19 protein-coding genes are annotated in these 22292 nt (G+C 37.7%); 10 read left to right on the top strand and 9 right to left on the bottom strand.

The annotated features are described in order from the left end of the window. Nucleotides 1-58: 58 nt before the first annotated feature. From ACFO3O_RS01710 to ACFO3O_RS01700, 3 genes are all read right to left on the bottom strand, one after another. Nucleotides 59-1474: a S41 family peptidase gene (locus ACFO3O_RS01710; RefSeq protein ID WP_379976802.1), complete on the bottom strand. Its 1416-nt coding sequence runs from the start codon at nt 1472-1474 to the stop codon at nt 59-61. A gap of 67 nt (nt 1475-1541) precedes the next feature. Then, nucleotides 1542-2576: a tetratricopeptide repeat protein gene (locus tag ACFO3O_RS01705; protein WP_379976801.1), complete on the bottom strand. Its 1035-nt coding sequence runs from the start codon at nt 2574-2576 to the stop codon at nt 1542-1544. Between the two features lie 12 nt (nt 2577-2588). After that, nucleotides 2589-3950 (bottom strand): exo-beta-N-acetylmuramidase NamZ family protein, encoded by a 1362-nt coding sequence (locus tag ACFO3O_RS01700; protein ID WP_379976799.1) that lies wholly within the window; start codon nt 3948-3950, stop codon nt 2589-2591. Nucleotide 3951: 1 nt separating this feature from the next. On the opposite strand from ACFO3O_RS01700, the gene ACFO3O_RS01695 reads away from it, so the two are divergent. Further along, the gene (locus ACFO3O_RS01695; protein WP_379977235.1) at nt 3952-5184 is read left to right on the top strand and encodes an ABC transporter permease; all 1233 of its coding nucleotides are present in this window, start codon (nt 3952-3954) and stop codon (nt 5182-5184) included. 352 nt (nt 5185-5536) lie between these two features. Here the strand turns inward: ACFO3O_RS01695 and ACFO3O_RS01690 are convergent, their stop codons facing one another. After that, nucleotides 5537-6109 (bottom strand): sulfotransferase family 2 domain-containing protein, encoded by a 573-nt coding sequence (locus ACFO3O_RS01690; RefSeq protein ID WP_379976798.1) that lies wholly within the window; start codon nt 6107-6109, stop codon nt 5537-5539. A gap of 171 nt (nt 6110-6280) precedes the next feature. Here ACFO3O_RS01690 and ACFO3O_RS01685 point away from each other — a divergent pair, with 171 nt between their 5' ends. After that, nucleotides 6281-6676 carry a TerB family tellurite resistance protein gene (locus ACFO3O_RS01685; RefSeq protein ID WP_379976797.1) on the top strand — a complete coding sequence of 132 codons (396 nt, stop codon included), beginning with the start codon at nt 6281-6283 and terminating at the stop codon, nt 6674-6676. Between the two features lie 539 nt (nt 6677-7215). On the opposite strand, the gene ACFO3O_RS01680 is transcribed toward ACFO3O_RS01685, so the two are convergent. Further along, a complete protein-coding gene (locus tag ACFO3O_RS01680) occupies nt 7216-9762 on the bottom strand; it encodes a TonB-dependent receptor (RefSeq protein ID WP_379976796.1) in 2547 nt (848 codons plus the stop codon). Between the two features lie 263 nt (nt 9763-10025). Next, a complete protein-coding gene (locus ACFO3O_RS01675) occupies nt 10026-13646 on the bottom strand; it encodes a T9SS type A sorting domain-containing protein (protein ID WP_379976795.1) in 3621 nt (1206 codons plus the stop codon). Between the two features lie 425 nt (nt 13647-14071). On the opposite strand from ACFO3O_RS01675, the gene ACFO3O_RS01670 reads away from it, so the two are divergent. Beyond that, the gene (locus ACFO3O_RS01670) at nt 14072-14608 is read left to right on the top strand and encodes a hypothetical protein (protein WP_379976794.1); all 537 of its coding nucleotides are present in this window, start codon (nt 14072-14074) and stop codon (nt 14606-14608) included. A 136-nt stretch (nt 14609-14744) separates the two neighbouring features. On the opposite strand, the gene uvrB is transcribed toward ACFO3O_RS01670, so the two are convergent. Further along, on the bottom strand, nt 14745-16745 hold the full coding sequence (uvrB, locus tag ACFO3O_RS01665; protein WP_379976793.1) for an excinuclease ABC subunit UvrB: 2001 nt from the start codon (nt 16743-16745) through the stop codon (nt 14745-14747). A 265-nt stretch (nt 16746-17010) separates the two neighbouring features. Between uvrB and ACFO3O_RS01660 the strand changes: the two genes are divergently transcribed. The 7 genes from ACFO3O_RS01660 to ACFO3O_RS01630 all read left to right on the top strand — a co-directional run bounded on the left by ACFO3O_RS01660 (nt 17011) and on the right by ACFO3O_RS01630 (nt 20810). After that, nucleotides 17011-17295 carry a 2TM domain-containing protein gene (locus tag ACFO3O_RS01660; protein ID WP_379976792.1) on the top strand — a complete coding sequence of 95 codons (285 nt, stop codon included), beginning with the start codon at nt 17011-17013 and terminating at the stop codon, nt 17293-17295. Nucleotides 17296-17307: 12 nt separating this feature from the next. After that, the gene (locus ACFO3O_RS01655) at nt 17308-17607 is read left to right on the top strand and encodes a 2TM domain-containing protein (RefSeq protein ID WP_379976791.1); all 300 of its coding nucleotides are present in this window, start codon (nt 17308-17310) and stop codon (nt 17605-17607) included. Continuing rightward, entirely contained in the window at nt 17607-17954 is a 348-nt protein-coding gene (locus tag ACFO3O_RS01650) for a 2TM domain-containing protein (protein ID WP_379976790.1), read from the top strand. The genes ACFO3O_RS01655 and ACFO3O_RS01650 overlap by 1 nt, the downstream gene beginning before the upstream one ends. A 63-nt stretch (nt 17955-18017) precedes the next feature. After that, on the top strand, nt 18018-18362 hold the full coding sequence (locus tag ACFO3O_RS01645) for a 2TM domain-containing protein (protein ID WP_379976789.1): 345 nt from the start codon (nt 18018-18020) through the stop codon (nt 18360-18362). 66 nt (nt 18363-18428) lie between these two features. Further along, on the top strand, nt 18429-18770 hold the full coding sequence (locus ACFO3O_RS01640; RefSeq protein WP_379976788.1) for a 2TM domain-containing protein: 342 nt from the start codon (nt 18429-18431) through the stop codon (nt 18768-18770). A 70-nt stretch (nt 18771-18840) separates the two neighbouring features. Continuing rightward, a complete protein-coding gene (locus ACFO3O_RS01635) occupies nt 18841-19980 on the top strand; it encodes an amidohydrolase family protein (RefSeq protein ID WP_379976787.1) in 1140 nt (379 codons plus the stop codon). A 71-nt stretch (nt 19981-20051) separates the two neighbouring features. Then, nucleotides 20052-20810, top strand: a complete 759-nt coding sequence (locus ACFO3O_RS01630) for a LytR/AlgR family response regulator transcription factor (RefSeq protein ID WP_379977233.1) — start codon at nt 20052-20054, stop codon at nt 20808-20810. Between the two features lie 250 nt (nt 20811-21060). Here ACFO3O_RS01630 and ACFO3O_RS01625 read toward each other — a convergent pair whose 3' ends face one another. After that, nucleotides 21061-21396: a hypothetical protein gene (locus ACFO3O_RS01625; protein ID WP_379976786.1), complete on the bottom strand. Its 336-nt coding sequence runs from the start codon at nt 21394-21396 to the stop codon at nt 21061-21063. 79 nt (nt 21397-21475) lie between these two features. Beyond that, a complete protein-coding gene (locus ACFO3O_RS01620) occupies nt 21476-22129 on the bottom strand; it encodes a hypothetical protein (RefSeq protein ID WP_379976785.1) in 654 nt (217 codons plus the stop codon). Nucleotides 22130-22292: the final 163 nt, after the last annotated feature.

The raw sequence follows: 22292 nt of genomic DNA, 5'->3' as shown, positions 1-22292 counted from the left end.
ATTCATCATATAGGGAAAGAGTAAGCATTCCCCCTTTGGGGGCTAGGGGGCTTTGAGGCTACTCATTCAACATCCGTTGATACAACACATCATTTTGATCGCTGTAGAATACAGCGGGTAATTCGCGAGTGTTGTAATGGGCAGCAGCACTTCTTCCTAAGAGAATTTCGTTGATGACAGCATCCAGTAAAGGTTCTCCTTGAACACCTAATTGCCCCAAGTTTCTAAAGTCTTCTGCGATCACAATATCAGGCGTAAAGCCATCAAAATAATCGGTGAGTCCGTTGGCGTTTACAGAGCGTAATACGAGTGGTAACATCACATAGCGATGGTTGGGATTAATGGCATCGGTTCTTCTGAAATCTGGGGAGTCATATAATAAGAAAGAGCCTTCAAATTTCCCTGAAGTGGTTGTTCCTACTTGAATGACTTCAATGTACGGATCAAGTCCGCTTAAAATCAATTCGCTGGCAGAGGCAGAGCTTCCTGTAGTGATCACATAGACTCTAGTTAGGTTCAAACTATTGATACTTGCGCCGTTGTTGCCACTTCCAATATTAGCATTAAAACGACGGTCAAATTGGTTATCAGGATTTCGGTCGTCATTATAGGTTTGTCTTATAAAGATCTCTCCGTTAAACTGCCCTGTAATCATCGAACTCAAATCATTGGCAGTTTCAATAGAACCCCCTCCGTTGTAACGTAGATCTAAGATAAGATCGGTAATACCGTCTGCTTGAAATTGTGCAAAGACATTATTGAGTTGGTCATCAAATTCGTTGGTAAACCCGGTGTAGTGTAAGTAGCCGATTTGTTCACCCTCTACGGTGAGTGTTCTGGCGGTATGTACTGGGTTAATCGTAAGTTCTATTTGGTTGAGATCAATGTTGGTACCGTTAAGTGTAAAGAGTTCAGTGTCTGGATCATAATCGGCGAGATTGAGTGTGAAGGCATCTCGTCCAAAAATCTCATCAAAGTCAGAAGTGTTTGTGAGTAATACTCCGTCTATTCCCGTAAAGATCATGCCGCGTTGTACACCTGCATCTTGCGCAGGACTGTTATTAATCACATAACGTACGAGTCCAAATACATCTCCATTGCCCGAAGGATCATTAAATAAGGCAAAGCGCATTCCCGTAGAGCGGCGGATTCCGCTTAACGCATTTTCTAATTCAATATAATCATCTCTTAAAATACTAAAACGGTCATTAGGTGAGAGTAACCCTTCAAAAGTAGCTTCCGGGGATTCAAAACTCTCCAAAAAAGCATCACGTTCTTCATCACTTTCAAAGCGGTCATTTGCCAAATCTGGCACATCTGATTTATATAAGGACCAGAAGTTAAGACCTCTATATATAAATTGTGAGATTTCTAGATTACTCGCAGGTCTGATCACATCATCTAGATCATCAGAGCAATTCACTAGGGTAAGGGATGCTAAAATTCCTAAGAGTAAAAATTTGATCTTTTTCATAGTATGTATTTTCTATAATTGAGAATTCTCATATCCAGAATCCTCGGTTTTTTTGATTGTTTTTTGATCAACTATTGAGCCATGAAAACATAGCATTTATTTTTTGTTCATTTTCTTTCAGCCAAGCAACAGAATTTTCGTTTTTGCTTTGTTGTACATAATGACAAAAGGTTTTTATGTGCTCACTTTGTGCTAACGTGTAAAAAAACGGAATATAAAACCCTTTCCATAATCCGTCGGTTTCTTTATTGGTGTCACCAAGTGTTGTAAAGAACGAAGTGGTATTTTCTATAAATAATTCGTCTTCAGATGTATCTTTATTCTTTTCTAAACTCTTAGAGGCCTCTAATAAAGAAAGCATTAACTCGGAAGATCCAAATTCTGAATTCGTTTTCAACGTAATATTAATATTTTTAGGTTCACCTTCTTTGGTGGTTTCTTCCTGAACACCCTTACTAAAATTTGTATATACCATATCTAACGCTTCTTTAGCCCTTTCTGTATGTGGTTCAGCCAATAAAAAATAAAATGAACTCAGGAGGGTTGGGATCTTTTCTTCTTTTTTGTGATTAATATGCGCTAGTAAATAGTGAGTGCTCAAATGGTTTTTGTCTATGTTGGCGCTTTGTAGGGCATGATATTCTGCGTTTTTAAGATCATTTATTTTGAAATAATTTACGGCTAAGTTGTATTGTAAATAATGATCCTCTGGAAATTTTTCAATCCCTTCTTTGAATATTTTGATGGAGGCGTCTATTTCTCCTATAATATCGAGGCAAGACCCTTTGGTTACATACGAAGAAAGCACATAGACAGGATCATTATTATCTTGTATGACTTTTTCACTATACAGAATCGCATTATCATAATCTCCTAGTTTATAGTAACTCAAAGCAATTTGGTTGTTTGCCAGTGCAGATGTAGGATCTATTGCTATTGCTTGTTTGTAAACCGCAATAGAGGTTTCGTAATCTCCTTCTATATAGGATTCATAGCCTTGCGCAATAATGGCTTCAATTTCAATTTCAATTTCTTCTTCTTGAGAATAGCCTATACACGTACTCGTAAGTACGATCAATGTCATAAGTAATTGTTTGATCATATAAGTGTCGTTTTAGTGTTGATAGATGAGGTATTTTTCGCGGATGTTTTTAAAACGTTCGATTGCTGGAGACCATTCTTTCTTTATTTCTTCAAAAGTATCCCCTCGTTCGATTTGTTGTTGCAATTTCTCTGAACCCGCATGTAGCGTGAAACTGGATGTTTTGAAGAAGTTTTCTTTATCGGCATGAGCTGCATAGGCTTCTACTAACCAGGCTAGATTGACACTAGCGAGATAGTCCTCATCTCGTAAATCCATGCCGTGGCAACGGTTTCCTTTTTCTTTGGGATTACTCGCCCCAAAATTAGGCTGTGGAGTGTACTCAAATGGAAATTTATCAGAAGGCAATAGGGGAGAGCCAAAAATTTGAAACTGCATTTCGGTGCCTCGTCCTGCGTTGATTGTAGTGCCTTCAAAAAAACCTAAACTTGGATACAGGTTGATACTTTGGTCATTGGGTAAATTAGGTGACGGTCTCGTAGGTAAGGAGTACCGACTATCGTAATTCCAGTTTTGTAAACGAATTACGGTTACATCGCATTGAATGCCGTTTTTGAGCCATTGCTCGCCATTCACCATATTTGCATATTCTCCAATGGTCATTCCGTAGACCAATGGGATGGGATGCATTCCTAAAAAACTACTGTGTTCAGGTTCTAGGGTAGGGCCGTCTATATAATGTGCGTTGGGGTTGGGCCTGTCTAGTACAATCACAGGAATCCCTTTTTCTGCGGCAGCTTCCATGACATAGGTAAGTGTTGAAATATAAGTGTAAAAGCGTACACCTACATCTTGAATATCAAACAGTAATACATCAATATCTTCTAGTTGGTCTTGCGTTGGTTTTTTATTTTTTCCGTGCAACGAAATGATGGGAAGTCCCGTTTTTGGATCTTTCCCGTCTTTTACATTTTCGCCTGCATCTGCATTCCCTCTAAAACCATGTTCGGGCGAGTATATGCGTTTGACAGTAACTCCGCGGCTTACTAACGAATCTACCAAGTGGGTACTTTGTGCTTTGCTGTGGATTTCGGATGTAAAAATGAGGCCGCTCTGATTGGTCACCACGCCCACGTTTTTATTTTGTAAGAGCGGGAGATATTCAGTCGTTCTGTTGGCGCCCACCACAATCGGAAGGTTCTGATCAGAACTCGTATTTCGTATTTCGTATTTCGTATTTTTTAAGGCGGAGTCCGCTTTCGCGAAAGCGTATACAGCATCTTCAGAACTAGGTGATACTTTCTGATTTGTATTCTTAGCGGATACATCCGTATTCGTATTTCGACTTTCGACTTTCGTCTTTTGCGAATTTCCACACGAAATTAGAAGAAAGAGCGTTAAAAAAAAGGTATTTTTGAACAAAAGAATCTGCATTTTGAATCTGGAGTATTTTATAGCAAAACGGTTACATGGGGCAACATCGTATAAAAGTAGTGCATCTACGACGATAATAAAAATTGCTATCATTGCGATTGCCATCGGGATGATCACGATGCTCATTGCGATTGCGACCGGATTGGGCTTACAAAAAAAAATTAGGGAGAAAGTGGCTGCTTTTAGTGGCGATATGCTGGTGTCGAATTTTGACGGAAATAACAGTGAAGAGACGGTAAATCCAGTGCCTTTATATCAAGATTTTTATCCTGACTTTGAAGCCGTTCCCGAAGTTACGCATGTGCAAGCCGTAGCCACCAGAGCAGGAATTATCCGTACCGCTACCGATTTTGAAGGTGTACTCGTTAAAGGCCTTGGCGCCGATTATGATTGGGATCGCATTGATGACTATCTTATTGAGGGGCGTTTTCCTGTGCTTACAGGCGATCTGAATACCGAAATGATCATTAGTAGCTATTTGGCCAATCGGCTTGGATTTACCCTTGGTGATAAAGTGATTGTGTATTTTATAGATGATAATTCTGACCGCCCTCGACCCTTACGACTGGATATTGTAGGGATTTATGAGAGCGGATATCAGGAGTTTGATAAGGCATACCTCATGGCGGATATCCGTCATATACAACGAATTAACAGATGGAAAGACTATGAAGTGGGTGCTTTTGAGGTATTTATAGACGATTTTGATAAGGTCGAAGAGGTCAATAATTATGTGTACAAGAATTCAGGGTCCTTTTTACGCTCCATTACCGTGATTCAACGGAACCATAATATCTTTGAATGGGTAAAATTATTTGATTTTAATATTGCTCTGATTATTGCTATTATGATTATCGTAGCGGGTATTAATATGATTGTGGCATTATTGGTTTTGATCTTGGAACGCACGCGTATGATCGGGATTTTAAAAGCGCTAGGGAGTTCTGATTATAGTGTACGTAAGATTTTTATCTACAATGCCATGTACCTGATCGGGATGGGACTCTTCTGGGGAAATCTCATTGGATTAGGACTGGTGTTTGCCCAACAGTATTTTGGAATTATCACCTTAAATCCCGAAACCTACTACGTCAAAGTCGCGCCTGTTTATATTAATTTGGGGCATATTTTACTGCTTAATGTGAGTGTTTTTGTGTTATGTCTTTTGATGTTATTGATTCCTTCCTACATCATTACAAAAATTAGCCCTGTGAAGTCGATTCGGTTTGAATAAGCTGTTGGTTTTTAGCTTTTAGCGGTAGCTTTTAGTCTGTTGTTAGTAGTTTTTAGATTGTAGTTTTGTTCGTGGTTATTGAGTTAATTGTTAACGGTTATCGATTATCGGTTATCGGTTAACGGTTAACAGATAATATTGGTTGAATGTTTCTTGTTAGGGACATTATTTTCTAAAGTACACATTTCTATTTACGAGCGTAAGTAGGGGGCTTATTAGGTTTTAAAAAATAGAGTACTACGCTATTTTAGAACAATACTCTATTTGTATCGAGTAAGAGTTCCCCTTCGGAGGGTAGGGGGCTAGAAGGCTAGTGCCTGTGCTGAACTTATTTCAGTAATGAGGGAGAATTTTAGAACAAATATCCAAAATAGTCAATATCGCTCGCACATTTTTCAGTGACGAGTGCTTTGCTTTTTTCTGTGTAATACTCCCTATAATCTTTGGTTAGGGTTTCATTACTTCTTGGGATTTCTTGAATGTTTATTTGTAGCTGTTTGGCTATTTTTTTCACTTCTTCGCTATAGTTTTCAAACCGATAGATGGTCACATTATCTATACAATGTGTGGAATTCTTAAAATAATCTATTTGATTTAAAAGAAAAGAATCATTCCCGTTATCTTGTGCTATTTCAATTAGAAATTCTTCAAAACGTAACTTGTCTCTTTCTAGATCTTGCGGATCAGATTTATGGAGTAACGAGTACCAAGAGAGTAACCTGTCCCAAGGATTACGGACCATGCTAAACACAAAATAATCAGGATATTTTTCAAGTAGTTTTCTTTCCATGGTCGAAGCATTTCCATGCTGAGCGATGACATCTACTTGATTGGGTAGTGCTTTTTTTAATAGTGAAATCATACTGGAACCTCCAGTCCTATGGATGTGAATAAAGATGGTTTTACGGTTGCGGATGAGGATCATACTCCAAATATATAGTATTCAGTATTATAATCTTTTTTGATTTGTAAATGTGTGTTTAGAGAATAAAACTTTTGCTTTTTACAAACAGATGAGGTGTTACAATTATTATAACTCCACCATTTTCATAAAAACAGAATATCTCTTATATTGCATGACAAAATAGGTAATGTTGTGAGTACAGAAAAAAAGCAGATTATTTCCGATATGATTGGCTTGGCAAAGGCAGATAATGTTTTGCATGAGCGTGAGTATGAATTTATTCTTGCCGTAGCTGCCCGTTTAGGACTTTCTAAAACAGACGTAGATACACTACATGCACGTCCTTTAAAAGTAAATGTGCTCACCACAGAATTACAACGTATTTCCCAGTTTCATAGATTATTACTCTTAATGAATGTCGATCAAGAGACACATTTTACAGAGTTAGATGCTTTGCGCAACTATGGTTTAAAACTAGGGATTCGCCCAGAAGCCATTGAGCAAATCTTAAGCGAGATGGATGATCACGAGCATAAGATGATTCCGTCTGATCGGTTGGTAGAAATCTTTAAGCGTTTTTATAATTAAACGTTTTCTTTTGTAAACATCATTTAAAATGTGTCAAAAACAAACTGATTGTCATCCTGAGCCTGTCGAAGGAGAATAGGTAATCAGAATGGTAAAAACTTAGACAGGCTCAGTTTGACATTCCATGAATTATAGAGATCTTCGGAAATTCAATTAGCTACAAGGGATTCTCGACTGCGCCTGTCTGCCGAACAGGCAGGCTCGAACGGACAACATTATTTGTAGAGTCCTTTTTTTTTATGAATATGTTTCTTTATATGCTTTCTCGAAAGCGGTTAACGAGGTAATTGGAAAGGTTTATCCATGATCCATCAGATACGATGAGTTCTCGACTGCGCCTGTCTGCCGAACAGGCAGGCTCGAACGGGCATTGTTATTCGTAGAAACCATTTTGCTTGAGCGAACTCGCCTCGCCAGCAAGAGAGTAAAAAAGAAAACCGAAGCGATGAAACTTCGGTTTTCAAATCACAGATAGTACGCAAGTGTGGTTGGAAGTTAGGTCAGCGCACTACCTATGTGATGAGTTATTGTAAAAGCGTCTAAAAAATTCCTCCTCCTTCTTTCTCATCTTTATCACGGCGTTTTCTAGATTTTGCACGGTATTTATTACTTCCTAAACGAAGGGATAAGGCTGCATTAATCGTATTACTTTCCCAGTTAAACTCGATATTCTGGTTAAAAGGACGCGTTCCTGTACCTTGAAATTTCATGGTATTAAAGATGTCATTGTAATTAAGACTCGCCGTAGCTTTTCCTTCCCAAAAGTTGTAACGTGCTCCGATATTAGTCATAAACATAGGATCTACTTCAAACTGAATACTCTCGTTTGCTCCACGATATAAAACGAAAGCAGAGAAGGTTAATTTTTTGGTAGCCTTGAAGTTATTAAACACTCTAAAATTCCAGATAACATTGTCTATTTCAAAGTTATTGCTTGTAATATCACTCACTGTTGGGTTATCTACAGTAGGGTCTACAGTTTCAGCAAAGGATTGTTGTGTTTGCGAAAATATATCAAAACTCGCGTTAAAACTCCACCATGACAACGGTTTGTAATTTGCTGAGATTTCTAATCCATAGGATGAGGTATCATCAAAGTTGTCATTGGTAAAAATCAAACTATTTAAGTTTGGATCTGTACGATCAAACAATAGCGCCTGCGTAATTAGATCTGACACCGAACGATAAAAGACGCCTGTAGTAATCGATCCTTTTTCTAGATTACGGGTGTAATTGACTTCTAAAGAGTTGGTGAATTGCGGAATCAATGACGGATTTCCAAATGCTGATATAAGTGGTGTACTAAATTCTCTAATCGGATTTACTTGTCCGATCCCTGGCCGATCGACACGTCTGCTATAACTCAATTGATATTGATTCTTTTCAGAAGGGTTGTAGGTAATAAACGCCGATGGATATACCTGTGTATAATCATTTCCAAAACTGCGAAGTACACTATTCCCATCACGAGACACATCTACCGAAGGATCGATGTCAAAATTGGATAAGTCATCGGTAACGATGCCGTCTAGGAATGTTTCTTTGGTATCGGCAGTGACATTTACAGACTCAAAACGAAGCCCAAATTGTGCCGACCATTTCTCCCATTTTTTATTCACAGATGCATACAAAGAATAAATATCTCTTGCATAGTCAAAGTTGGTGCTAGGTGCATTGATAAAGGTAGTAGGATCTGTAGAAAGGTTAAACGGATTAATGACAAACTGATCGGTACTTCGACCAATTTCAGAGCTAAAAATACGTGCTTGTGCCCCCGCTTCTAGTTTTAAGGTCTCTGATAACGGGTTTACATAATCTAAGTTAATCGTCGTTCTCCTACGATCTGTATTAATGTCATCTACATAATCTTGCGCTACATTTTCTCCATCAAAAAGGAAAAGCCCATTTTCATCTCCTGAAAAGATATTGTGATCTACTTCCAACTCAACAGAGCTACCTTCTTTAGGTAATTCAAGTTTATAATTCAGATTGTATTGTGAAGACATATTATCATTTCTATTATCAAAAATCTGACTCACATCATTGGCATCTGTTGGGAAATCAACTTGGGTTATTCCCGTGACAAATCCATTAAAGATATTCTGATTTGTAAAAACAGATAGTGTGTTTTTCTCATTGAGATAATAATCTACCCCTACTTTAAAGAGGTTAGAATTGCTATCATCAAAGAAGTCTATGTCCTGAAAAATCTGATCTTGCTCACGATCTACAAAGCCAAAATTTCTATTCTTGTTGTAATTACCACCCCAACTTCCAAAAAAGTTGAATTTTCCGTTTCTGTAGTTAAGATCAATACCTGTATTCCATTTTGGATTGTCTTGATAGGTAATTCCTGTGTTGATATTTGCATTAAACCCTAGATTTGCATTCTTATGAAGAATGATATTAATCAGCCCGCTCATTCCTTCTGGATTGTACTTTGCTGATGGGTTGGTAATTAACTCAATTTGCTTAATAGAAGTAGAAGGGATTTGTCGTAATAATTGAGCAACAGGTACATTAGACAGCTTTCCGTCTATCATCACTTGTACGTTCTGATTCCCTCGTAATGATAAATTTCCAGATTGTTGATCTACTGTGACAGACGGAAGGTTATTCATAATATCTCCCGCAGTAGGACCAGAGGTGGTCAAGTCTTTCCCTACCGTAATTACTTTACGATCTATTTTTTGCTGAATGGTCGTACGTTCTGCAACGACAGTGACTTCGTCAAGACCTGTAGCTTCCTCTTCTAGTTCTATTGTTCCTAAATCAACATCCTTATTATTGCGATCAATTTTTAGAGGCACACTGTATATTTTATACCCTATAAACTGGATGGTTACGGTATTTTCTCCTTCAGAAATTCCTTTAATTTCAAACAGACCATTGTCATCTGTGATCCCTCCTGTAATAATTTCACCTGAAGCATCTAGGATAGAAATTGTTACAAACGGAAGTGGTTCTTGTAGTTGTTTATCCAGTACTTTTCCTTTGATCGTTCCGATCTTTTCAACTGGATTGTTTGGATGGGCGTAGGTCAAACTACCCCATAATAGCACAAGTGCTAACATGAATTGTCTCATATTCTGATTGATTTTGATTGATGAATGTATGTTATACATATTACTTTGTATAACATACTATAACCACGTACACTATCGTAATTATGCTTATAAGACTTTAGTGATTGGGAAATGTTACCAAAAAAAGTAATTTTAACATTTTGATATTATTTTTTCTAGTTTAAGAAGAAATCTTGAGTTAAAGCTTAAATAATGAGATGTTTAGGTATAAAAAAAGGAAGCTGTAACAGCCTCCTTTTAGAATGTATTTCGCTTATATAGAACTACTTAATAATTAATTTTTGTGTTATTGTCGTACTTTTAGATTGGACATTTACAAAATAGATGCCTTTTGCTAACCTACTTATATCGATAGTTTTAGAAGTGTTAAAATCTTGCAGTGTGATACGCTCAATAATTTTTCCTTGTACATCAATAATAGCCAGTTGCTGTAGTTGTTCCTGCCCTGCATAGGTAAGAGTCACCTGATCTGACGCAGGGTTAGGGTAGAGGGTTACGCTTTCGCGAAAGCGTACTTCTTCTATATTCAATACGTCTCGTTCTTGAAATACAATGGTAAAACGCGCTGGCTGTATGGTTCTTTGTGTGGTGAACGTATAGTCGGTTTCTTTTAAATTCACGATTTCTTGGGTCATCTCATCGATCAAAAATATAGGTGTATTTATCATATTGGCCCCTTCAAAGTGATCAATACTTATCGTATAGATTTCCTGAGTTTCTACGGTGGTCGCGAATCCTAAGGTCAACTCTATGGAAGGATCAAAAACCTCTCTTCCTTGTATGGCTAATTGTTCTCCCGTTTCTAAGGTGGTAAACAAAGAAAGAAAGGTTCCTAAACGTACAGTATCATACCCAGGATCAAAGCCAGGTGTCGCTTGCGGAATGAAGCCCACAGCTGTTTGTGATACCGCATCTTCATACGCATTGGTCGTCAAATTAAGCCATAATAGGTCTATACTATCCGTTTCTGAGGTTCGTAAATCATCGTTATTACCCGTCACACGGATACTGTTTGTAAAGGTGACAGGCGTATTTGCCATCGCTTGTGCTTGATCTGCTTTAATCGCAAACCCTTGTCCTGATGCCATAAATTGTCCTGGGGCAGTACCTCCATTAACGGCAGCGATTCCTACCAACGCATTGCGAATGGAAATATCATTCATAGAGAAATTACTAGTGCCAAATCCGGGTAAATCTGCACTTGGGTTGGTGATATGCTCCCATAAGTATACTTCGTTCACTGCGTCATTAGTTGTAATAAATGCATTGACATCAATAGCAGAGGCATATGGATTTCCTAACAAGTTATAGTTATTGGTAGTTTCAGGTCCGTTGTAGTTGATAGGAACGGTAATGGTTCCTGAGTTTAGGGTTCCTTGGTCGTAAGTGAGTGTATACGGCATTTCAGGTGAGTCGGCTTCAGGAGAAGGGAATACTAATAACCCTATGCCTGCATCCGGTAAAGCTCGGATTCCTGTGTATTCATCTAAATAATCAAGGTTGTCATCTAGAAAGTTTTCGGCGCCTGCAAATTCAGGAAATTCCATCAGATCGATATCAAAAGGCACAAAATTGGCTGGGATAATTCCAAACACAGCACGGGCATTGCCGTAGACTTGATCTCTGGTTTCCCCATTCATGGGACTACTTAGCGCAATAAAATTACGCGCAGCTACTGGAGGCGTTGTTTTGGTCACATTGATATTTCCGTTATTAACGGTCACTGCATCTTCGGCTACTTGTACGAGACTTCCTTGATGGGCTACGTTAAGGGTTCCCTCTACGGTGATGTCAAACACAGATCGTAAGTAAAAACCATCTCCTATAGTCACGATGGCTGTAGTGGCAATGGTGCAACTACAGGCATTGATACTATCTTCATTAAAATTGGTGTTGTAACTCCCATTAAACAACGCCGATTTTGTGTTGTCTGGAATCCCATTGGACCAGCTACTTCCATCCCAAACGGTACTCTCTGAACAAGGTTGTGGTATGGTCTCTACGGCCTGTATGGTGAAGTCAAAGGCATTAGCAGAAAAAGCACTCGTGCTTGCACGTAAGAGATAAGTATTTCCGTTGATCAATTCAAAAAAGCTTCCATCGTTAAAAAAGCAACCTAGCTCTTCTCCAGAGCATTCGTCAAATAGAGAGAAGCTCTCAGTTCCCCCAACATTTGAGATTTCAATAGTACCATTTACAGGCATGGTGAATGTGTACCATAGATCGAGGTTATCTGCACTCATAGTTTCACAAGATGCGTCTATACTCTCTGTGGCACCTCGATTATCTATTGGAATAACTGTTGTTGTTTCTTGAAGTACTTGTATGGTGGTTGGAGTGGTACATTCATCATTGGTAGGGTTTTCAAACGCTTGGACTCTAAAATTAACAACTCCAGAAAAGGTGCTGTTTTGAGCTGCTCTCATAACATAATTGGTCGCTTCTTGTAGATTATAAACAAAACCATCGTTAAAAAAGCAAGCGACCTCATTTCCACCACAAGCATCAAAAATACTAATGCTTGTGATAGATGAGATATTAGTTACACGTAAATTCCCATTAACGGGCATGGTAAATTCATACCATACATCTAGATTTTCAGTGTTGATATTTTCACAAGAAGCATTGATGCTCTCTGTAGCGGTTGGCATATCTATCGTGTACTCTAACGCTTCTGTGGTGTTAACCGTAATCGTTTCTCTATCGGCACATTCATCATTTGTGGCAGCTTCAAACGCTTGCACTCTAAAATTCACTGTTCCTGAAAAAGTACTGTTTTGACCTACTCTCATGATATAATTAGTTGCCTCTTCTAAACCGTAAACAAATCCGTCATTAAAAAAGCAAGCGATTTCAGTTCCTCCACAAGCATCAAAAATACTAATGCTTGTAGTAGATGAGATATTGGTTACGCGTAGATTTCCATTAACGGGCATGGTAAATTCATACCATACATCTAGATTTTGGGTATTTACATTTTCACAAGAAGCATTGATGCTTTCTGTAGCCGTTGGCGTATTTATAGTGTATTCAAGTGCCTCTGTGGTGTTAACCGTAATCGTTTCTCTATCGACACATTCATCATTGGTAGCAGCTTCAAACGCTTGGACTCTAAAATTCACTGTTCCTGAAAAAGTACTGTTTTGACCTACTCTCATGATATAATTAGTTGCCTCTTCTAGACCGTAAACAAATCCGTCGTTAAAAAAGCAAGCGATTTCAGTTCCTCCACAAGCATCAAAAATACCAATGTTTGTAGTAGATGAGATATTGGTCACACGTAGATTTCCATTAACGGGCATGGTAAATTCATACCATACATCTAGATTTTGGGTATTTACATTTTCACAAGAAGCATTGATACTTTCTGTAGCAGTTGGGGTATTTATAGTGTATTCAAGCGCCTCTGTGGTGTTCACCGTAATAGTCTCTCTATCGACACACTCATCATTGGTAGCGGCTTCAAAGGCTTGTACTCTAAAGTTTACTGTTCCAGCAAACGTAGAATTTTCAGCGACTCTCAGTACGTAATTGGTCGCTCCTTGTAGGTCAAAAATAAATCCGTCGTTAAAAAAGCAAGCAATTTCACTTCCTCCACAGGAGTCAAAAACACTAATACTCACTGTAGACGGAATATTTGTGACACGTACATTTCCATCTACGGGCATGGTAAACTCATACCATACATCCAGATTGTCGGTATTTACATTTTCACAAGAAGCATTGATGCTTTCTGTAGCCGTTGCGGTGTCAATAGTATACTCAAGATTTTCTGTTGTATTTATTGTAATTGTTTCTCTATTGGCGCACTCATCATTAGGTGCTTGCGCATTGATGGTAAATCCCCCCAAAATCAATGCTAAAAAGAGTACTATGTGTTTCATAATATGTTGGTTAATTAGTATTTGTACTCTAAATTAAATGGATTAGGACGAACCGTCTATTTTTTTTAGTGAATGTGTGTTTTTAATTAGTGAATGTCATTTTGTAGATAGGAAGTAGATAAAATCTTATATATAGATCAACTTAAAATGCTATAAACGTCTGCTTATAAATTCTTGAGGACGGTACATTCTTTTCTGTTTTACTTTTTGTTCCTAACGCTACTACTTTGTGTCATCTTTTTTATAGTAATTATACAAGGTATTTATACCTGTTAGTATAATTCAGTACTAATACCTTATAATCTCTAGAAGCCCTGAACCTATCTTTACGTTGTAAAATACTGATAAAGTGTGTTTTATAAAAAGTAAGGTGAAATGAGTCGACATGTTACTTTTTTTAATAATCGACTCATTTAAAAAATGTTATGTCATTACAAGTAAGTTTTAGAGTGGTAGGTTTGTATTGTTATTTTGAAAATCTACAGTTATCAAATGTTTCTCCACAGTCTACTGTGCAAGAGGTGATGAATGCAGTACAAGGTGCTGAGTCAGCCTTTAGTTATAAATCTGTAGATATGGGAGGTAAGGAAATCGTAGATACAATGTCTTATGATTTTACTTCAAATTCAAGAACACCGTATAATTCGTCTGGCACACCTGCACAAGGATCTCGTGATTTGTCAAACAAAATGGGAGACACTTCTCTCGTTTGGCAATATTATCGTTCTGTAACTGGGAGTATAGATGGTAGTGTTTGCGAAATTAAATTATTAAGTCAAGGTCAACCTTCATTTGCAACAACCCCCTTAGATTATAATGATTCGTTCTTTGGGAGTTTACCTGCAAATTTCCAGATTTCTACGTATAATTTGACGTGGCGATTGGTTGAAATTCAGATGTCACCAGAGAAGCAAGCTGCTTTTATGTTGGCAAAAGCAAATGCTATTAAAAGTTATAAATAGTGTTTTTTGTTAGTAAAAAAACAGGCAGTAAACATATTGTTTACTGCCTGTTTTATATTTAGTTTGCTTATTATTTTTGGTACAGCTCATCATTTATTTCTGCATTATTATATTTCGCGAAAGCATAAAAAAATCTTTACGCCAATTCCTTCAACTTTTCTTGAAGTACTTTAATATGATCTCGGAGTTTGGCAGCTTGCATAAAGTCGAGTTCTTTGGCAGCAGCTTCCATGGCTTTGCGAGTCTCTCTGATACTTTTTTCTATTTGCGGTCGGGTTTGATAGGTCGCGGCATCTTCGGCAGCGAGGTTGATGAGGTTTTCTGCTTCTATCGAATAAGTAGCTTTTCGCGTAAGCGCATTATCCAAACTTTTAATTATCGCTTCGGGTTTGAGTCCGTGGGCGGTATTGTAGGCGATTTGTTTTTCTCTTCGGTAGTTACTCGCGTCTATGGTTTCTTGCATGCTTCGGGTCATTTTATCTGCATATAAAATGGCTTTCCCATTAATATTACGCGCGGCACGCCCTATGGTTTGTGTTAGAGAACGCTTGCTTCGTAAAAAACCTTCTTTATCGGCATCAAGAATGGCAACGAGCGATACTTCTGGCAAGTCCAATCCTTCACGAAGTAAATTCACACCCACAAGCACATCATAGAGTCCTTTACGCAAATCTTGCATAATCTCGACACGCTCCAAGGTATCTACATCTGAGTGAATATAGCGCGTTCGAATATCAATACGCGCCAAATATTTGGTCAACTCTTCAGCCATTCGTTTGGTTAAAGTTGTGACTAGAATTCGCTCATCGCGGGCGACCACTTTATTGATCTCTTCAATGAGATCATCGATTTGATTCAGGCTTGGACGCACTTCAACGACGGGGTCCAAAAGTCCTGTCGGACGTATGATTTGCTCTACATAGGCACCTTCAGTTTTCTGTAATTCATAATCGGCAGGGGTAGCAGAAACATAAATAACTTGATTCTGGAGCGCTTCCCATTCTTCAAATTTCAACGGGCGGTTATCCATGGCTGCAGGAAGTCGGAAGCCATATTCGACAAGGTTTTCTTTACGACTTCGGTCCCCTCCATACATCGCACTTACTTGAGAAACGGTCACGTGACTCTCATCCACCACCATTAGGTAATCGTCTGGAAAATAATCTAGCAAGCAGAAAGGTCTGGTACCGGGTTCTCTACCATCTAGATAGCGCGAATAATTCTCTATACCTGAGCAATACCCAAGTTCGCGAATCATTTCCAAATCAAAATTAGTTCGCTCATCAAGGCGTTTGGCTTCCAGATGTTTTCCTATTTCTTTAAAATAATCGACTTGTTTCACAAGATCTTCTCCAATCTGATGGATAGCACCTTGAAGCACATCTGGAGAGGTCACAAACATATTGGCGGGATAGATGCGAAGTTGATCATAGGTCTCAATGACTTCGCTCGTTTTTGGATCAAACGCTTCGATTTCTTCAATTTCATCACCAAAAAAGTGGACTCTAAACGCCATATCTGCATAGCCTGGAAAAATCTCTACAATATCACCTTTGATTCTAAAATTACCACGCCCAAACTCCATTTCTGTTCGGCTATACAAACTTTGTACAAGTTGTTTTAAAAGCATGGTGCGGGCAATCACCTGATCGCGTTTGATTTCAATCACATTTTTCTGAAACTCTGCTGGATTTCCAATCCCGTACAAACAAGACACTGATGCAACTACCAGAATATCGCGCCTTCCCGAAAGAAGGGAAGAGGTGGTGCTGAGTCGCATTTTTTCGATCTCTTCATTGATAGAAAGATCCTTTTCTATGTAGACTCCAGAAGAAGGAATAAAGGCTTCTGGCTGATAGTAATCGTAATAGGATACAAAATATTCAACGGCATTATCAGGAAAGAACGCTTTAAACTCACTATATAATTGAGCAGCAAGCGTTTTGTTATGCGCAAGTACCAACGTAGGTTTCTGCACACTTTCTATGACGTTTGCGATGGTAAATGTTTTTCCGCTTCCTGTGACCCCTAATAAGGTTTGATAAGTTTCGTCTGCGTTAATTCCGTCTACTAAAGATTTAATAGCAGTTGGTTGATCTCCAGTAGGTTTAAAGTCGGATTTTAGTTTAAATTTCATAAGCAAGGTAGTCTTGCTAAAATACGGTTTTTTACGCTTTCGCGAAAGCGGAATTAACTTGCATTTTATATGGAATAAGGAACGACGAACGACGAGTGCATAATATAAATATTGAACGAATTTGCAAACGACTAATGACTAATAGCCAACCGCTAAAAGCCAAAACCCACAATTCATCCTCAAAAAATTACAATTGGGTGACTCTTACTTTTGAAGGAGATAGGTTTGTAGCATCTTTACACCATCAAATTAAAACACATACATCATGAACGATTCAAATAGAGATTACAAATACGACAGAGCAAAAGCCCGTGTAAAGGAAATGAAAGAGTTTTATACACATTTAATTACCTATCTTATTATGGTGCCGGTATTTATTTTCATAAATTACTACACAGGCACTTCTTTTCCTTGGGCGATATTTCCTATTGCAGGTTGGGGGATTGGCGTACTAAGTCATGCCACACAAACCTTTGGATGGAACCCGTTGTTTACCAAAAATTGGGAAAAGCGTAAAATAGACGAATTGTTACGAGATGACAACTTTTAAAAAATAGAAAAGATGGAAAGTCAAGAAGATAGATATAGAAGAGCAAGTGAAAGAGTCGCTGAACTCAGAAAATTTTACGGTAAATTAGGAAGCTTCCTTTTAGTAGGGGGATTATTTTTAGCATTCAATTATTACTCAAACGGATTACGATACCCTTGGTTTTTATGGATTATAGGCTTTTGGGGATTAGGAATCGCTATCGAAGCATTTAAACTCTTTGGAACGAACTTGTTTTTAGGTAGAAACTGGGAGCAACGTAAGATCAGAGAGCAAATGGAAAAGGAAAATAGAGATACATCAAATTGGTTCTAATGGAACACATAGATCAAGAAAAATTAGAGCGTGCTAAAAAGCAGGTAAAAAATGTAAAAGAGTGGTATACACACCTTTTTATTTATCTGGTGATCAATATAATACTCCAATTCTTTTATGCGGGTGTTTTTGATGGAGGGAGTTTTACGAATTATATTCCTTGGTGGGTACGTTTAACAACACCATTTTTTTGGGGACTTAATCTTTTTGTACATTGGTTATATGCATTTAAAAAAGTACGTTTTGATATTACTTTTTACAAAAGATGGGAAGCGCGTAAGATTAAAGAATATATGGAAGAAGAGGAAGAGGGTTTTATAAGTAGCATTCGGAAGGAAAAGAAATAGATTCCCTCCCCTGCCTACCGCAGGCAGGTTCGAGGGAATAAAAAAATAGTAAAGTACAGACTCATGGAAGATATAAAGAATGGAAAATATGAACGTGCTAAAAAGCAGGTAGAAAATGAAAAAGGATGGTACACGCACCTTTTTGTATATATCGTTGTTAATATATGTTTGCAGTTATTTTATTTTGGGTTCTTTGATGATGGAAGAATAACAGGATATATGCCTTGGTGGGTTCATTTTACAACACCATTTTTTTGGGGCATTGGTTTGCTCGGTCATTGGTTAAAAGTATTTAAAAAAGTACGTTCTCTAAAGTTTTATAAAGAGTGGGAAGCGCGTAAAATTAAAGAGTTTATGGAAGAAGAGGAAGAGGGGTTTATGAATAACATTCGGAAGGAAAATAAATAGATTCCCTCCCCTGCCTACCGCAGGCAGGTTCGAGGGAGTGAAAAGAAATATGTAAAATAGATGTTCATGGAAGATACAAATGAAAAAAAGTTGGAGCGTGCGAGGAAGCAGGTAGGTAGAGAAAAAGCTTGGTATTCCCATCTCTTTGCGTATATCGTTTTTTGTACCGTAGAACAATTATTTTATGCAGGTATTTTTGACGACAAGATATTTACTTCACATGTCCCTTTTTGGGTACGTATAATAACCCCGACAGTATGGGGGATTGGTGTATTCATACATTGGCTGTATGTATTTAAAGCCGTACGATTTAATTCCTTTTACAAAAACTGGGAAAAGCGTAAGATTGACGAATATATGGAAAAAGAGGAGGATGAGTTTATGAGTAACATTTGGAAGGAAAAGTAATAGATTCCCTCCCCTGCCTACCGCAAGCAGGTTTGAGGGAATGAAAGGAATACTCCATTAAAAAATAAATATGATGAAATTGTACAGCATTTTTTTTATGCTTTGCTTCACTTTTTTTGGAGCGCTAGCGCAAGAATCTTTTGTGATCAAAAATGTCACGTTGTTTGACGGAGAGACGATCATAGACAAAACATCTGTACTGATAGAAGACGGTGTGGTCAAGAAAATAGCAAAACGCATCAAAGGCGATTACACCATCATTGACGGGAAAGATAAATTTTTAATGCCTGCATTAACCAATTGTCATGTGCATACGTTTATGGTGCCTCAATTGTATGAAGCAGCCAATGCGGGAGTGCTTACACTTCTGGACATGCACGGCTATGAATCTGTACAGCAATACATGACAAGCATGCGTGATCAACCCAATGCCGCACGATTGTATAGAGCAGGATATGCGGCCACAGCACCAGGAGGTCACGGCACTCAATATGGTTTTGAGGTGCCTACGTTAGAAAAGCCCGAAGATGCCAAACAGTGGATTGCAGATCGCGTAGCTGCTGGCGTTGATCATATCAAAATTATCGTGGAACCGTGGAAAAACACCCTCTCACACGAGACAGTAAAAGCACTTATTGAAGAAGCACATGCTAACGATAAAGTTGCGGTTGTGCATATCTCAAAGGAAGAAGATGCATATCAAGTACTCTCTAATGGGGCTGATGGTTTGGTGCATATTTGGACAGATAAAGCCATGCCTCAAGAACGTCTTGATGCCCTTGTAAAAAATCAAGATTTTTTCGTGATTCCAACCATTCTAACCAATGTACTGGTACAACCACTATTTTTCGGAAAAACAGAGGCAGAAACAGCTGTTGTAGAAGCCGAATTATTAAAAGAAGTCAAACGACTGTATGATGCAGGCGTACCCATTCTCGCAGGTACGGACCCACCCAACGCCAATATCAATATGGGAACAGATTTATACAGAGAGTTGCAGTTTTTTAGCAAAGCAGGGATCCCAGCCATCGATGTATTAAAAAGCGCCACATCTTTACCCGCGACTCGATTTAATATAGGAAAAATAGGATTTGTAAAAGAAGGTTATATCGCAGATCTTATATTACTTTCCAATAGTCCGCTAGAGAGTATGAAAAACATATCAAGTATCGAGAGAATCTGGAAAGCAGGCGTTCTTGTTAAAAAATAATCCTTTGGATCCACAAACAGAAACTATTTAAAAATAGTAATTTTATAAAAAATATAGCATACACTGTCATGATGAACGTATTAATCATAGAAGATGAAAAACCTTCTGCACGTAGATTACATAGAATGCTTGCCGAACTTAATGTAACGGTGAATGAGATGTTACATTCTGTAGAGGAGGCAGTCGATTGGTTTCAAAAAAATGCACATCCTGATTTAATTTTTTTAGACATTCAGTTGTCAGATGGCTTGTCTTTTGAAATTTTTGATCAGGTAGAAGTCAAAAGTGCTATTATTTTTACCACAGCGTTTGATGAGTATGCCCTACAAGCTTTTAAACTTAATAGCGTTGATTATTTACTAAAGCCTATTGATGATGAGGATTTGGAGAAAGCTGTCGCGAAATATAAAGAGCGCATCCCCAAACAACAGGATGTAGCGTTGAATTTTGAAGACATCAAAAAACTACTAGGCGTTACGGCCGTAGAGCGGGAATACAAAAGACGTTTTACGACAAAAATCGGACAGCATCTGAAGATGATTCCTGTGGATGAAATTGAGTGCTTTTACAGCGAAAATAAAGGCACGTACGTTGGCACCACTGAAGGACGAAATTACCTGCTGGATACCACTTTAGAAAACTTAGAAGAAGAGCTGGAGCCTAAAACCTTCTTTAGAGTCAGTAGAAAATTTTATATCAACATCAATGCGATCAAAGATATTATTTCCTATACGAATTCACGCCTACAAATCAAACTCAACAACTGGAATGAGCAAGAGATTATTGTGAGTAGAGAGCGTGTAAAGGATTTTAAAACGTGGATTGATTGATTTTTTAAAAAGACGTAAGACTGTTTTGAAATCGAAATCAAAATCGAAATCAAAATCGAAGTTGAAACTGAAACTAGATCGCTTCGCTTCTCGATCGCTTCGATCCTAGACATAAGACGTAAGACTCATTCTTTTGAGACTTTGTGATTTGGAATTTGTGATTTGAGATTTCCAAAGAAGACCCTAGATCGCTTTGCTCCTAGACGTGGTACGTAGGACTTGTTCTCTTAAGGCTTTTGAGATTTGAGATTTACTTCACTTCTTTAGCTAATAACTTATCAGAGATTCGGTAAGTAGCAGTATAGTTCAGATTGGCTTGGCGTTTTTTGAAATCAATATAGGCTCTTTTGTACCATTTAGGATCTGTAACTTTCTTTTTATAATCTTCGTTGGTTTTGGTGTCAAACACATCTCCATTAGTTGAAGTTTCAATGGCATAAATACCAATTCCAAAATGGGCAACACGCTCAAGAACCGTAGCAAAATTCGCTTCTGAGAAAGTGTACACACCATCTGCTTCCACAAAGGTATTTAGATTTTGAAGATCTGTGAAAATATGCTTTTCTAAAAATTCATTTTTTTCCATAGTGTTTTGAGCGGTTTTTAAAGCTGTCTTGCTTTGGCAAAGGTACAGGTATTCTAAGGGATGTAATCATTGGAGGGTACTATTTTATTTTTTTCATAACACCATAAGTCGTCCAATCAAAATGATCCCCAGTAGATTTATATACATAACTAGAATCTGGAAAAACTTCTAGTATTTCTACATTGATCGATTTTCCAATATGTTGTTTTAATTGTTTTCTAGTCATTCTCTTGTATATAAGCGTATACTCCCTAGTGGATAACCATTCTATGGTATAAATTTGCTTGTCATGCGTTCCTATTTCTCGTTGCACATGTTTTTTTCTTTTGACTTTAGATATGCTATAGACAGGATTTTTATAGCGAAAATCACCTTTTAAAAATGGGAAACCTTTTTCAATTTTTTGACCTTTTGTTGTAGCATCTTGATATTTACTATTGACTAGGGTAGAAGTTGTTTCATAACAATTATTTCTAAGTGTACTATCTGGGTAAAATTGAATTCCTAATAAGTACTCTTTTAACTGTTTGATTATAGTTTCGTTAGTATAGGTGGTCTTATCTGGAATTACTTCAACCTTATAAATTTTAGCTTCGTCATTTACGCATACATTAAATCTCACAAAGTCAACGCCATTTGCATCATCAACAAAGAAGTTTTTCTGAATCTGAGCATTTGTGCTCATTATAAAAAGTAGGATGCTTATAGAAGCAAGTATAATTTTGCTTTTCATAAATGATTTTATGGATTTTCTTTTTTAAAAAGGATGAAATTTTTAAGCTAGCGTACAATTATATCGTGGTTATTTTTTTTTAAGCTATTATATTCTCTGAGTATCCGCGTTAAAAAATTAATGATTCCTTTATTTTGGAATGAGATACAATTGCACTCTAGCA

Source organism: Dokdonia ponticola, from assembly GCF_042653865.1.
GTDB classification, from domain to species: Bacteria; Bacteroidota; Bacteroidia; order Flavobacteriales; family Flavobacteriaceae; genus Dokdonia; species Dokdonia ponticola.
Note: the sequence above shows the minus strand (reverse complement) of the source record. Positions and strands in the feature narration are given on the sequence as shown.

Bases quoted from the DNA above. Each gene is read 5' to 3' on its own strand.
- ACFO3O_RS01710 (WP_379976802.1), bottom strand. From the start codon at position 1,474: ATGAAAAAGATCAAATTTTTACTCTTAGGAATTTTAGCATCCCTTACC.
- ACFO3O_RS01705 (WP_379976801.1), bottom strand. From the start codon at position 2,576: ATGATCAAACAATTACTTATGACATTGATCGTACTTACGAGTACGTGT.
- ACFO3O_RS01700 (WP_379976799.1), bottom strand. From the start codon at position 3,950: ATGCAGATTCTTTTGTTCAAAAATACCTTTTTTTTAACGCTCTTTCTT.
- ACFO3O_RS01690 (WP_379976798.1), bottom strand. From the start codon at position 6,109: ATGATCCTCATCCGCAACCGTAAAACCATCTTTATTCACATCCATAGG.
- ACFO3O_RS01680 (WP_379976796.1), bottom strand. From the start codon at position 9,762: ATGAGACAATTCATGTTAGCACTTGTGCTATTATGGGGTAGTTTGACC.
- ACFO3O_RS01675 (WP_379976795.1), bottom strand. From the start codon at position 13,646: ATGAAACACATAGTACTCTTTTTAGCATTGATTTTGGGGGGATTTACC.
- ACFO3O_RS01670 (WP_379976794.1), top strand. From the start codon at position 14,072: ATGTCATTACAAGTAAGTTTTAGAGTGGTAGGTTTGTATTGTTATTTT.
- uvrB (WP_379976793.1), bottom strand. From the start codon at position 16,745: ATGAAATTTAAACTAAAATCCGACTTTAAACCTACTGGAGATCAACCA.
- ACFO3O_RS01660 (WP_379976792.1), top strand. From the start codon at position 17,011: ATGAACGATTCAAATAGAGATTACAAATACGACAGAGCAAAAGCCCGT.
- ACFO3O_RS01655 (WP_379976791.1), top strand. From the start codon at position 17,308: ATGGAAAGTCAAGAAGATAGATATAGAAGAGCAAGTGAAAGAGTCGCT.
- ACFO3O_RS01650 (WP_379976790.1), top strand. From the start codon at position 17,607: ATGGAACACATAGATCAAGAAAAATTAGAGCGTGCTAAAAAGCAGGTA.
- ACFO3O_RS01645 (WP_379976789.1), top strand. From the start codon at position 18,018: ATGGAAGATATAAAGAATGGAAAATATGAACGTGCTAAAAAGCAGGTA.
- ACFO3O_RS01640 (WP_379976788.1), top strand. From the start codon at position 18,429: ATGGAAGATACAAATGAAAAAAAGTTGGAGCGTGCGAGGAAGCAGGTA.
- ACFO3O_RS01635 (WP_379976787.1), top strand. From the start codon at position 18,841: ATGATGAAATTGTACAGCATTTTTTTTATGCTTTGCTTCACTTTTTTT.
- ACFO3O_RS01630 (WP_379977233.1), top strand. From the start codon at position 20,052: ATGAACGTATTAATCATAGAAGATGAAAAACCTTCTGCACGTAGATTA.
- ACFO3O_RS01625 (WP_379976786.1), bottom strand. From the start codon at position 21,396: ATGGAAAAAAATGAATTTTTAGAAAAGCATATTTTCACAGATCTTCAA.
- ACFO3O_RS01620 (WP_379976785.1), bottom strand. From the start codon at position 22,129: ATGAAAAGCAAAATTATACTTGCTTCTATAAGCATCCTACTTTTTATA.